At 66.7% G+C, this 13,353-nt stretch carries 3 protein-coding genes, 1 tRNA gene and 2 rRNA genes; 5 read left to right on the top strand and 1 reads right to left on the bottom strand.

Going from position 1 to position 13,353, the window contains the following annotated elements; translation table 11 throughout:
• Nucleotides 1-181: 181 nt before the first annotated feature.
• The 4 genes from ACSURM_RS10510 to ACSURM_RS10495 all read left to right on the top strand — a co-directional run bounded on the left by ACSURM_RS10510 (nt 182) and on the right by ACSURM_RS10495 (nt 4,445).
• Nucleotides 182-3,303: ribosomal RNA gene (locus tag ACSURM_RS10510) — 23S ribosomal RNA — on the top strand.
• Nucleotides 3,304-3,394: 91 nt separating this feature from the next.
• Nucleotides 3,395-3,511 (top strand): 5S ribosomal RNA (gene rrf / locus ACSURM_RS10505).
• A gap of 114 nt (nt 3,512-3,625) precedes the next feature.
• Nucleotides 3,626-4,288 (top strand): DegT/DnrJ/EryC1/StrS family aminotransferase, encoded by a 663-nt coding sequence (locus tag ACSURM_RS10500; RefSeq protein ID WP_436961026.1) that lies wholly within the window; start codon nt 3,626-3,628, stop codon nt 4,286-4,288.
• 84 nt (nt 4,289-4,372) lie between these two features.
• Nucleotides 4,373-4,445 (top strand) — tRNA-Thr (locus ACSURM_RS10495).
• A gap of 47 nt (nt 4,446-4,492) precedes the next feature.
• Here the strand turns inward: ACSURM_RS10495 and ACSURM_RS10490 are convergent.
• Nucleotides 4,493-7,252 carry a SpoIIE family protein phosphatase gene (locus ACSURM_RS10490; RefSeq protein ID WP_436954735.1) on the bottom strand — a complete coding sequence of 920 codons (2,760 nt, stop codon included), beginning with the start codon at nt 7,250-7,252 and terminating at the stop codon, nt 4,493-4,495.
• A 410-nt stretch (nt 7,253-7,662) separates the two neighbouring features.
• Between ACSURM_RS10490 and ACSURM_RS10485 the strand changes: the two genes are divergently transcribed.
• Nucleotides 7,663-13,116: a HAMP domain-containing protein gene (locus ACSURM_RS10485; RefSeq protein ID WP_436954734.1), complete on the top strand. Its 5,454-nt coding sequence runs from the start codon at nt 7,663-7,665 to the stop codon at nt 13,114-13,116.
• Nucleotides 13,117-13,353 lie beyond the last annotated feature (237 nt).

The following is a 13,353-nucleotide window of genomic DNA, read 5'->3' as shown; positions in this document are numbered from 1 at the left end:
TTCCTAGTACTGCTTCGGCGTGGAACGGAACGGCCGGGTGGCGAGGGTGTCGGGCACGCTGTTGGGTGTCTGAGGGAATGAACTTTCCTCAGTTGCCGGCCCCGGTAAAGGCTCGCTTCGGCGGGTTGTGACGGGTGGCTGGTCGTTGTTTGAGAACTGCACAGTGGACGCGAGCATCTGTGGCCAAGTTTTTAAGGGCGCACGGTGGATGCCTTGGCACCAGGAACCGATGAAGGACGTGGGAGGCCGCGATAGTCCCCGGGGAGTCGTCAACCAGGCTTTGATCCGGGGGTTTCCGAATGGGGAAACCCGGCAGTCGTCATGGGCTGTCACCCTTGCCTGAACACATAGGGCAAGTGGAGGGAACGCGGGGAAGTGAAACATCTCAGTACCCGCAGGAAGAGAAAACAACCGTGATTCCGGGAGTAGTGGCGAGCGAAACCGGATGAGGCCAAACCTACGACGTGTGAGACCCGGCAGGGGTTGCGTCGTGGGGGTTGTGGGATCTCTCTTCCACGGTCTGCCGGCCGTGGGACGAGTCAGAAACCGTTGATGTAGGCGAAGGACATGCGAAAGGTCCGGCGTAGAGGGTAAGACCCCCGTAGTCGAAACGTCAGCGGCTCGTTTGAGAGACACCCAAGTAGCACGGGGCCCGAGAAATCCCGTGTGAATCTGGCGGGACCACCCGCTAAGCCTAAATATTCCCTGGTGACCGATAGCGGATAGTACCGTGAGGGAATGGTGAAAAGTACCGCGGGAGCGGAGTGAAATAGTACCTGAAACCGTGTGCCTACAAGCCGTGGGAGCGTCGGAGTGGAGCTTGCTCCACTCTCGTGACTGCGTGCCTTTTGAAGAATGAGCCTGCGAGTTTGCGGTGTGTTGCGAGGTTAACCCGGGTGGGGAAGCCGTAGCGAAAGCGAGTCCGAATAGGGCGATTCAGTAGCACGCTCAAGACCCGAAGCGGAGTGATCTAGCCATGGGCAGGTTGAAGCGGAGGTAAGACTTCGTGGAGGACCGAACCCACCAGGGTTGAAAACCTGGGGGATGACCTGTGGTTAGGGGTGAAAGGCCAATCAAACTCCGTGATAGCTGGTTCTCCCCGAAATGCATTTAGGTGCAGCGTCGTGTGTTTCTTGCCGGAGGTAGAGCACTGGATAGGCGATGGGCCCTACCGGGTTACTGACCTTAGCCAAACTCCGAATGCCGGTAAGTGAGAGCGCGGCAGTGAGACTGTGGGGGATAAGCTCCATGGTCGAGAGGGAAACAGCCCAGAGCATCGACTAAGGCCCCTAAGCGTACGCTAAGTGGGAAAGGATGTGGAGTCGCAGAGACAACCAGGAGGTTGGCTTAGAAGCAGCCACCCTTGAAAGAGTGCGTAATAGCTCACTGGTCTAGTGATTCCGCGCCGACAATGTAGCGGGGCTCAAGCGTACCGCCGAAGTCGTGTCATTGCAGCATGTACTCCCAACGGAGGCTGTGATGGGTAGGGGAGCGTCGTCTGCCGGGTGAAGCGGCACTGGAAGGTAGTCGTGGACGGTTGACGAGTGAGAATGCAGGCATGAGTAGCGATACAAACGTGAGAAACGTTTGCGCCGATTGACTAAGGGTTCCTGGGTCAAGCTGATCTGCCCAGGGTAAGTCGGGACCTAAGGCGAGGCCGACAGGCGTAGTCGATGGATAACCGGTTGATATTCCGGTACCCGCTGTGAAGCGTCAAACATCGAATCCAGTGATGCTAAGGCCGTGAAGCCGTTCCGGACCCTTCGGGGAATGGAAAGTGGTGGAGCCGCTGACCCAAGTTGGTAGTAGGTGAGTGATGGGGTGACGCAGGAAGGTAGTCCATCCCGGGCGGTGGTTGTCCCGGGGTAAGGGTGTAGCCCGAGTGGTAGGTAAATCCGCCGCTCATGCAGGGTGAGACCTGATGCCGAGCCGATTGTGGTGAAGTGGATGATCCTATGCTGTCGAGAAAAGCCTCTAGCGAGTTTCATGGCGGCCCGTACCCTAAACCGACTCAGGTGGTCAGGTAGAGAATACCGAGGCGTTCGGGTGAACTATGGTTAAGGAACTCGGCAAAATGCCCCCGTAACTTCGGGAGAAGGGGGGCCACGCCTGGTGATGAGCTTTGCGCTCTGAGCTGGGGGTGGCCGCAGAGACCAGCGAGAAGCGACTGTTTACTAAAAACACAGGTCCGTGCGAAGCCGTAAGGCGATGTATACGGACTGACGCCTGCCCGGTGCTGGAACGTTAAGGGGACCGGTTAGCTCACTTTCGGGTGGGCGAAGCTGAGAACTTAAGCGCCAGTAAACGGCGGTGGTAACTATAACCATCCTAAGGTAGCGAAATTCCTTGTCGGGTAAGTTCCGACCTGCACGAATGGCGTAACGACTTCTCGACTGTCTCAACCATAGGCCCGGTGAAATTGCACTACGAGTAAAGATGCTCGTTTCGCGCAGCAGGACGGAAAGACCCCGGGACCTTTACTACAGTTTGATATTGGTGTTCGGTTCGGCTTGTGTAGGATAGCTGGGAGACTGTGAAGCTCGCACGCCAGTGTGGGTGGAGTCGTCGTTGAAATACCAGTCTGGTCGTGCTGGATGTCTAACCTGGGTCCGTGATCCGGATCAGGGACAGTGTCTGATGGGTAGTTTAACTGGGGCGGTTGCCTCCTAAAGGGTAACGGAGGCGCCCAAAGGTTCCCTCAGCCTGGTTGGCAATCAGGTGTTGAGTGTAAGTGCACAAGGGAGCTTGACTGTGAGACCGACGGGTCGAGCAGGGACGAAAGTCGGGACTAGTGATCCGGCGGTGGCTTGTGGAAGCGCCGTCGCTCAACGGATAAAAGGTACCCCGGGGATAACAGGCTGATCTTCCCCAAGAGTCCATATCGACGGGATGGTTTGGCACCTCGATGTCGGCTCGTCGCATCCTGGGGCTGGAGTCGGTCCCAAGGGTTGGGCTGTTCGCCCATTAAAGCGGTACGCGAGCTGGGTTTAGAACGTCGTGAGACAGTTCGGTCCCTATCCGCTGTGCGCGTAGGAGTCTTGAGAAGGGCTGTCCCTAGTACGAGAGGACCGGGACGGACGAACCTCTGGTGTGCCAGTTGTTCTGCCAAGGGCATGGCTGGTTGGCTACGTTCGGGAGGGATAACCGCTGAAAGCATCTAAGCGGGAAGCCTGCTTCGAGATGAGGACTCCCACCCACTTGATGGGGTAAGGCTCCCAGTAGACGACTGGGTTGATAGGCCGGATCTGGAAGCACGGTAACGTGTGGAGGTGACCGGTACTAATAGGCCGAGGGCTTGTCCTCAGTTGCTCGCGTCCACTGTGTTGGTTCTGAAACCACGAACAGCCCCGTATGGCCACATACGGTGCGGCATTGTTCGACAGTTTCATAGTGTTTCGGTGGTCATAGCGTGAGGGAAACGCCCGGTTACATTCCGAACCCGGAAGCTAAGCCTCACAGCGCCGATGGTACTGCAGGGGGGACCCTGTGGGAGAGTAGGACGCCGCCGAACAAATTTTGATAAAGGTCGGATCCTGAACTTCGGTTCAGGGTCCGACCTTTTTTTGCTGTGCGTAACGTGTCGTTCACGTTCCGAGCACAGCATCCCGGCATGGGAACCGCAGCGCTGCTCAGGGCCGCCGGAGTCGGAGTCGGTGACGAGGTCGTCGTGCCGGCCTTCGGGAACGTCGAGGTCGCCGAGGCCGTGGCCCTGGCGGGCGCGCTCCCGGTGTTCGCCGACATAGACCCGGTGACCTACTGCCTCGCCCCGGACGCGGTCGAGGCGGCCGTAACCCCCCGTACCGCGGCGGTCGTTGTCGTGCACCGCTTCGGACGGCGGGCCGACATAGGGCGGTTGTGCCGGCTCGGGCAGCGGCACGGGCTGCTGGTGCTGGAGCACGGCGAGTCCGAGGCGCCGTACGACGAGATAGCCCGGCGCCGGGAGCGGGCCGCCTATCTCGACGCCAGACTCAAGGGCGTACGCACGCCGGACGGCGGGGACGGGCACACCTATCAGCAGTACGTCGTGCGGGTGCCGGGCAACGGCCGGCCCGACCGGGACGCCTTCGCGCGGGCCCTGCGGGCCAGGGGAGTGGAGTGCCGGGTGCCGGTGAAGACACCCGTGCACCGGCTGTCGGCCTTCCGCCGGTGCGTGTCGCTGCCGGAGACCGAGCGGGCCGCCGACGAGACACTCGCGCTGCCCGTGGACGCCGCTCTCACCAAACGCGACATGCAGCGGACGGCCGCCGCCTGCAACGCCCTCGGCGGACTGCTCCAGCCCGCCTTCTGAACCAGTCCCGAACGAATTTGGGAACCACGGCCTGTTCGGGGTACAGTTTCTTTGTCGCCGCGAGGGAAACCTCGCAAACGACAGGCCCCTATAGCTCAGTCGGCAGAGCGTCTTCATGGTAAGGAGAAGGTCAACGGTTCGATTCCGTTTGGGGGCTCGGTCAAAAGGCCCCACCCTTCCGGGTGGGGCCTTTTTCGTGTTTCCTCACGCCTCCTGGTGAATGCCCGGGACGCGCATCGCCAGAATCGCCATGTCGTCCGACGGGGCGTCAGAGGCGAACCGCTCGACCGCGCGCATGATGCGCGCAGCGACCGCACCCGCCGTCAGACCCGTGCACGTGGTGAGGACATCGGCGAGGCCGTCGTCGCCCAGCATGCGCGAGCCCTCACGGCGTTCGGTGACCCCGTCCGTGACGCAGAGCAGCACGTCCCCCGGGTCCAGGGTGACCGTCTCCTCGTGCAGCTCCAGGTCCTCGATGACGCCCAGCAGCGGCTGCGGTTCGGCCGCGGCCGTCACCGTGCCGTCCTGGCGCAGGCGCAGCGGCAGCGGATGGCCGGCGCAGACCACCTTCAGCTCGGCGCTGCCGTCCGCCCGCGTCCGCAACTCGCCGTAGAGCAGCGTCAGGAAGCGGCTGCGGTCTCCCTCGTCGAGGATCGCGGAGTTCAGGCGCTGCAGCACCGCCGGGCCGGACAGGCCCTCGCGGGCCAGCAGGCGCAGGGCGTGCCGGGCCAGGCCGGTGACCGCCGCCGCGTTGGGGCCCGTACCGCAGACGTCGCCGATGGCGAAGCCGTACGCGCCGTTGCCGATGGGGAAGACGTCGTAGAAGTCGCCGCCGACCTCGTTGCCCTCGCCCGCCGCGCGGTAGATGACCTCGACCTCGACGCCGTCGATCTGCGGCAGGCCCGGCGGGAGCAGGCTGCGCTGGAGGGACTGGCTGATGGCCGTGCGCTCCGAGTACAGGCGGGCGTTGTCCAGGGCGAGGGCGGCCCGGCGGCTCAGGTCCTCGGCGAGTTCCAGGATCTCCTGGCGGAAGTGTTCGTCGGTGGGCTTGCCGAGGGTCAGCATGCCGATGACGCGGTTGCGGGCGACCAGCGGCAGGACCACCGTCTCCCCGCCGACCGCGGCGGCCGTGGACAGCGTCGGGCCGATGCCGGAGGCGATCCGGTGCGTGGGCCCGCCGGCCAGGCCCAGGCTGCGCATGGAGGTGCGCAGGGCCGCCTGGTGGGCGACCTCGCCCGGGGCCGTCCAGACCCGGGCGCCGGGCGTCGGCACCGGGTCCGGCGGCGGGATCTTCGACAGCAACGACTTGATGCCGTCGATGAGTTCCTCGTCCTCGTGCAGGACGTAGGACAGATACGGCTCGGACGCCTGGTCGGCGATCGTGTACACCGCGCACCAGGTGGCCAGGGTCGGGACCGTCATCTGGGCCATCAGGGCCAGCGTCTGGTCCCGGTCCAGGGTCCCGGCCAGCAGGTCGGACGCCTCCACCAGGAAGCTCAGCGATCCGCGGCGCAGCCGTTCCAGCTCGCCGAGGCGGGCCGATTCGACGGCCAGGGCGATCCGGTCGGCGGCGAACTGCAGGCGCAGCGCCTCCTCGTTGGTGTACCGGCCGGGTGCCTCGGCGGCGACGCCCAGGGAGCCGGTGAGGCGGCCCTCGACCTTCAGCGGGACGGTGACGACCGAGCGCATGCCGGTGCCGGCGAGCAGCGGTACGGCCCCCGGGACGGCGGCGAGGTCGTCGTGGACGGCGGGCATGCGGGCGGAGCCGTAGCGGCCGGGGCCCGCCTCGACCGGTACGCGCGCGAAGCGCTGGCGGGCGGAGGGCAGTCCGGTGGAGGCGCGGACCTCCAGCTCGGTCTCGTCGTCGGTGGCCAGCAGCAGGAACGCGGAGTCGCCGTCGAGCATGTCGCGGGCGCGTTCCACGGTGCGCTGGAGCAGTCCGTCGAGGTCGTCCGGGGCGGGGGAGCCGATGAACACCTCGAAGGGGTCGGTGCTCTGGCCGTCGGAGGACGGGGTCTGGTCGCCGACCGGGACGCGGGGCGGCGTCTGCAGGACGGCGCGTTCGTGGTCGCGGACCAGCAGGCACACGGTCGAGGGTTCGCCGCCGGTGTCACGGACCCGCAGGTGGGAGGCGTAGACCTGGGCCACGCGGCCGTCGGCGCGGCGGATGCCGTAGGTGCCCTCCCAGCGGGAGAGCCGGAGCGCCTCGGCGATGCCGGTGCCGGTGCCCGGGGTGTGCGGCCAGGCCGCGAGGTCGGTGAGGGGCTTGCCGATGACGTCGGAGGCCGGGTAGCCGAACAGTTCCTCGGCGTCCTCGTTCCAGGCGCTGATGCCGCCCTTGCGGTCGATCTGGAGGACGGCGACGCGGACCCGGCCGTCGGCCAGCGGCAGCAGGTCGGCGGGCAGCGCGGGCCCGGCGGTTCGGGTGCCGACGGGCCGTTCGGGGAGGTTGAGCTGGAACCAGACGTTCTTGTGGGTGGGGGTGTAGTCGACGCCCCAGCGGGTGGCCAGGGCCGCGCAGAGCTGGAGGCCGCGGCCGCCCTCGCGGTCCGGGCTGCCCATGGAGACGGCGGAGCTCTGGAGCGGGACCTCGCGCTCCGGGTAGCGGTCGGAGACCTCGATGCGCACGCCGTCCTCGGTGCGCAGGCACAGCACGTCCGCGTGCGTGCCCGCGTGGACGACGGCGTTGGTGACCAATTCGCTGGTCAGAACGACCGCGTCGTCCACGATGTCGGCGAATCCCCAGCCCTGGAGGGTGTCGCGGACGAAGGACCGGGCGGTCGCGACGGAGCGCCCGACGGGTTCGAAACTGGCGGCCGCACGCGCGGTGATCACAGAACTCCTCGGCCGGTCGTCGGCATGCAGGGCTGTCTCGCCGGGGGGCTCGTGCCGCTGCTGCGGCATCAGCTCGCCCGTCGGCTGTGGGTCCGGGGGCTGCCCCCCGGGGATCAGTCCGGTGGTCATGATGTCCGGCCGCCCCTCCGATGCCCGCTCGTACTCGTGCCACCGCCCAGACCGGTCGGACCGGTGCGGCTGGACAGCCGCATGCAAGGTTACTTACCTTCGCGGTCCGAGCGGATGCCGGTCTTCGGTGTTTACGCCCCCAGGGTGTGCGGACGATGTGCGAAGCTGCCGAACTGTTATGGCCGGGTTCGGCCGGGGTGAAACACTGGGCAAGCTTCTGATGAAGGTCGGTCCGGGCCGCGTGTGCCGGGCGCACGGCGGGCAGCAGCCTCTGGTGTGGCCGGATCCTGTCCGGCGGACATACGCGGAAGCAACCGGTACGCGGACGCGGTCGGTATGCCGGTGACCGGCACGCCGGGCCGAAGCGGCCGAGCACAGCAGTAACGGTCTACCCCTCCGGGAGGGACACAGTGGAGTCTGGCGCGGCGACGCGAGGCACGAAGACGCGCGCGAAAGGCGGACCGTCCCTGGGCAGGAGCGGCGGCACCACGACGGTGGACACGGCCGCCCTGAACCGGCTGCTGGCGGCCCTCGTGGCGATGCGGGACGGCAACTTCCGCAAGCGGCTGACGGTCTCCGGAGACGGCGTGATGTCGGAGATCGCGGCGGTCTTCAACGAGGTGGCCGACCGGAATCTGCACCTGACCGGTGAGCTGTCCCGGGTGAGGCGCATGGTGGGGCGTGAGGGAAAACTCACGGAACGGCTGGAGACGGGCGCCTGTGAGGGGTCCTGGGCGACCGCCATCGAGCACTCCAACGCGCTGGTGGACGACCTGGTCTGGCCCGTCTCGGAGGTCAGCCGGGTGCTGACGGCGGTCGCCGAGGGCGACCTGTCGCCGCGCATGGAGCTGCGGACGCAGGCGCCGGACGGCGGTACGGGGCATCCGCTGCGCGGGGAGTTCCTGAAGGTCGGCCGGACCGTCAACAACCTGGTGGACCAGCTCTCGACGTTCACGGACGAGGTCACGCGCGTGGCCAGCGAGGTCGGCACCGAGGGCAAGCTCGGCGGGCAGGCCCGGGTGCGCGGGATGTCGGGTTCGTGGAAGGACCTGACCGAGTCCGTCAACACGATGGCGGACCGGCTGACCGCCCAGGTGCGGGACATCGCCCTGGTGACCACGGCGGTGGCCAAGGGCGATCTGTCCCGCAAGGTGACCGTGCATGTCGCCGGCGAGATGCTGGAGCTGAAGAACACCGTCAACACGATGGTGGACCAGCTCTCGGCCTTCTCCTCGGAGGTCACGCGGGTGGCCCGGGAGGTGGGCACCGAGGGCATCCTGGGCGGCCGGGCGCAGGTGCCCGGGGTGGCCGGCGTGTGGAAGGAGCTGACCGACTCCGTCAACACGATGGCGGGCAACCTGACCGCGCAGGTGCGGGGGATCTCGCAGGTGACGACGGCCGTCGCCAGCGGTGATCTGTCACAGAAGGTGACGGTTCCGGCGCGGGGCGAGGTGGCGCGGCTCGCCGAGACGATCAACCAGATGACCGAGACGCTGCGGATCTTCGCGGACGAGGTCACCCGGGTGGCGAACGAGGTCGGCGCGGAGGGGCGGCTCGGCGGTCAGGCGAACGTGCCGGGCGCGGCGGGGACGTGGAAGGACCTGACGGACTCCGTCAACACGGTGTTCCGGAACCTGACGACGCAGGTGCGGGACATCGCGACGGTGACGACCGCCGTGGCGAACGGTGATCTGTCGCAGAAGGTCACCGTGGACGTGGCCGGCGAGATGCTGGAACTGAAGAACACCGTCAACGGCATGGTGGACCAGCTGTCGTCGTTCGGTGCCGAGGTGACGCGGGTCGCGCGGGAGGTCGGTGTCGAGGGCGAGCTGGGCGGCCAGGCGCAGGTGCCGGGCGCGGCGGGCACGTGGAAGGACCTGACGGACTCCGTCAACACCGCGTTCCGCAACCTGACCGGTCAGGTGCGCAACATCGCCCAGGTGACGACGGCGGTGGCGAACGGTGATCTGTCGCAGAAGGTCACCGTGGACGTCTCGGGCGAGATGCTCCAGCTGAAGAACACCGTGAACACCATGGTGGACCAGCTGTCGAGCTTCGCCGACCAGGTCACGCGGATGGCCCGGGACGTGGGTACGGAGGGCCGGCTGGGCGGTCAGGCCCGGGTGGACGGCGTGTCGGGCACGTGGAAGGAGCTGACGGATTCCGTCAACTTCATGGCCGGCAACCTGACGTCGCAGGTGCGGCAGATCGCGCAGGTGACGACGGCGGTGGCGCGCGGTGACCTGTCGCAGAAGATCGACGTGGACGCGCGCGGCGAGATCCTGGAGCTGAAGAACACGATCAACACGATGGTGGACCAGTTGTCCGCCTTCGCCGACCAGGTGACCCGGGTCGCGCGGGACGTGGGCACCGAGGGGCGCCTCGGCGGTCAGGCGCAGGTGCCGGGTGTCGCCGGTGTGTGGCGGGACCTGACCGACTCCGTGAACGGCATGGCGGGCAACCTGACGGCCCAGGTGCGCAACATCGCGCAGGTCGCCACCGCCGTGGCGCGCGGTGACCTCTCCCAGAAGATCACCGTGGACGCGCGCGGGGAGATCCTGGAGCTGAAGAACACGCTGAACACGATGGTGGACCAGCTGTCGTCGTTCGCGGACCAGGTCACGCGGGTGGCCCGTGAGGTGGGTACGGAGGGCATCCTCGGCGGGCAGGCCGAGGTGCAGGGGGTCTCCGGCACCTGGAAGGACCTCACGCAGTCCGTGAACTTCATGGCGAACAACCTGACGATCCAGGTGCGCAACATCGCCGAGGTGACGACGGCGGTCGCGAAGGGTGATCTGTCGAAGAAGATCACTGTTGACGCGAAGGGCGAGATCCTTGAGCTCGTCACGACGGTCAACACCATGGTTGATCAACTGTCGAGCTTCGCCGAGCAGGTGACCCGGGTGGCCCGCGAGGTGGGCACCGAGGGCATCCTGGGCGGCCAGGCGCACGTGCCGGGGGTCACCGGCATCTGGAAGGACCTCAGCAACAACGTCAACCTGATGGCCAACAACCTGACCATGCAGGTGCGCAACATCTCGCAGGTGGCCGCTGCCGTTGCCAACGGCGACCTGACGCGGCAGGTGACGATCGAGGCGCGGGGCGAGGTGGCGCAGCTCGCCGACACCATCAACACGATGGTCAAGACGCTGAGTTCGTTCGCCGACCAGGTCACCAAGGTGGCCCGTGAGGTGGGCACGGACGGCATTCTCGGCGGTCAGGCGCATGTCCCGGGCGTGGCCGGCACCTGGAAGGACCTCACCGAGTCGGTGAACCAGATGGCGTCCAACCTGACCGGTCAGGTGCGCAACATCGCCATGGTCACCACGGCCATCGCCAAGGGTGACTTGACGAAGAAGATCGACATTGACGCCCGGGGCGAGATCCTTGAGCTGAAGACGACGATCAACACGATGGTCGACCAGCTGTCCAGCTTCGCCGAGGAGGTCACGCGCGTGGCCCGCGAGGTGGGCACGGAGGGGCAGCTGGGCGGTCAGGCACGCGTGCGTGACGTGGACGGCACCTGGCGTGACCTGACCGAGTCCGTGAACGAGATGGCCGAGAACCTGACCCGGCAGGTGCGGGCCATCGCGCGCGTGGCGACCGCGGTGACCCGGGGCGACCTGAACCTGAAGATCGACGTGGACGCGGCCGGCGAGATCCAGGAGTTGCAGGACTACATCAACAAGATGATCGCCAACCTGCGCGACACCACGATCGCGAACAAGGAGCAGGACTGGCTCAAGGGCAACCTGGCCCGTATCTCCTCCCTGATGCAGGGCCGCCGGGACCTGGAGGACGTGGCCTCGCTGATCATGAGCGAGCTGACGCCGGTGGTGTCCGCGCAGCACGGCGCGTTCTTCCTGGCGATGCCGCTGATGGAGGGCAAGGGCGTCGGCAACGGCGAGGACGACTACGAGCTGCGGATGCTGGGCTCGTACGGCTACTCGATGGGCTCCATGCCGACGTCGTTCCGGCCCGGTGAGGCGCTGATCGGCACGGCCGCGCAGGAGAAGCGCACGATCCTGGTGGACAGGGCGCCCAGCGGCTATCTGAAGATCTCCTCCGGGCTCGGCGAGGCCCCGCCCGCGCAGGTGATCGTGTTGCCGGTGCTGTTCGAGGGCAAGGTGCTCGGCGTGATCGAGCTGGCGTCGTTCACGCCGTTCACGCAGATCCAGCGGGACTTCCTCAGCCAGATCGCCGAGATGATCGCGACCAGCGTCAACACCATCTCGGTCAACACCAAGACCGAGAAGCTGCTCAAGCAGTCGCAGGAGCTGACCGAGCAGCTGCGGGAGCGGTCGGCCGAGCTGGAGAACCGGCAGAAGGCGTTGCAGGCATCCAACGCCGAACTGGAGGAGAAGGCCGAGCTGCTGGCCCGGCAGAACCGGGACATCGAGGTGAAGAACACCGAGATCGAGGAGGCCCGGCAGGTCCTGGAGGAGCGCGCCGAGCAGCTCGCTGTGTCGATGCGCTACAAGAGCGAGTTCCTCGCCAACATGTCGCACGAGCTGCGCACCCCGCTCAACTCGCTGCTGATCCTGGCGAAGCTGCTCGCGGACAACGCCGAGGGCAATCTCTCGCCGAAGCAGGTGGAGTTCGCGGAGACCATCCACGGCGCGGGCTCCGACCTGCTCCAGCTGATCAACGACATCCTGGACCTGTCGAAGGTCGAGGCGGGCAAGATGGACGTCTCCCCGACCCGGATCGCGCTCGTCCAGCTCGTGGACTACGTGGAGGCCACCTTCCGGCCGCTGACCGCGGAGAAGGGCCTGGACCTGTCCGTGCGGGTCTCCCCGGAGCTGCCGGCGACCCTGCACACCGACGAGCAGCGGTTGTTGCAGGTGCTGCGCAACCTGCTGTCCAACGCGGTGAAGTTCACCGACTCCGGTTCGGTGGAGCTGGTGATCCGGCCCGCCGGAGCGGACGTGCCGGACTCCATCCGGGAGCAGTTGCTGGAGGCCGGTTCGCTGGCGGATCCGAACGGCGAGCTGATCGCGTTCTCGGTGACGGACACCGGCATCGGCATCGCGGCCAGCAAGATGCGGGTGATCTTCGAGGCGTTCAAGCAGGCGGACGGCACCACCAGCCGCAAGTACGGCGGCACCGGGCTCGGGCTGTCCATCTCGCGGGAGATCGCGCAGTTGCTCGGCGGTGAGATCCACGCGCAGAGCGAGCCCGGGCGCGGTTCGACGTTCACGCTGTACCTGCCGCTGCACATGAGCGAACTGCCGCCGCAGGGCTACCAGCAGTCCGCGCCCGCGCTGGAGGCCGGCGACCTGGTGGCCTCCGAGGCCCATCTGTCCTCGGAGCTGTCCGCGGTGGAGATCGAGACGCCGGCCGAGGTGAAGTCGTACCAGGAGACGCAGAACGGCCCCGCCGCGCTCTTCCGGCGCCGGCGGCGCTCCCTGCCCGAGGAGACGCAGCGGGCCGAGCAGTGGACGGCCGTCCCCGAGCAGGAGCAGCCCGCGCCGCCCGTGGCGCGGTTCGGCGGCGAGAAGGTGCTGATCGTCGACGACGACATCCGCAACGTGTTCGCGCTCACCAGCGTCCTGGAACAGCACGGGCTGTCGGTGCTGTACGCCGAGAACGGCCGGGAGGGCATCGAGGTCCTGGAGCAGCACGACGATGCGGCGGTGGTGCTGATGGACATCATGATGCCGGAGATGGACGGGTACGCGACGACCACGGCGATCCGCCGGATGCCGCAGTTCGCGGGTCTGCCGATCATCGCGCTCACCGCGAAGGCGATGAAGGGCGACCGGGAGAAGGCGATCCAGTCGGGCGCCTCCGACTACGTCACCAAGCCCGTCGACCCCGATCACCTGCTGTCGGTGATGAGCCAGTGGATGCGGCCGGAGTGAGTGTGGCGGGACGTTCCGCCGGGGCGCGCCCGGAAGGACGGGGGATCCCGCGGCGCGTGCGGGGAGTTGCTGCATGATGGGGGCCGGGAACACACGGGAATCCGGGATTCCGGGAACCATCCGGGATCCCGCCGCGTTTCCGGTACGTGCACAGTGACATCGCGGTGACAGGGTGTGGCGACAGGCGGGGTGCGGCTACGATGACCGGCACAAGGACGGGCGGCGAAAGGGAGTCGT

This window comes from Streptomyces sp. SudanB182_2057 (assembly GCF_964272715.1).
Classification (GTDB): domain Bacteria; phylum Actinomycetota; class Actinomycetes; order Streptomycetales; family Streptomycetaceae; genus Streptomyces; species Streptomyces rubradiris.
The sequence above is the reverse complement of the archived record's forward strand: the minus strand, read 5'-3'. Positions and strand labels throughout refer to the sequence as shown.

What these genes read in the sequence shown, in the direction of transcription:
- ACSURM_RS10490 (WP_436954735.1), bottom strand. Translation starts at nt 7,252, where the DNA reads ATGACCACCGGACTGATCCCCGGGGGGCAGCCCCCGGACCCACAGCCG.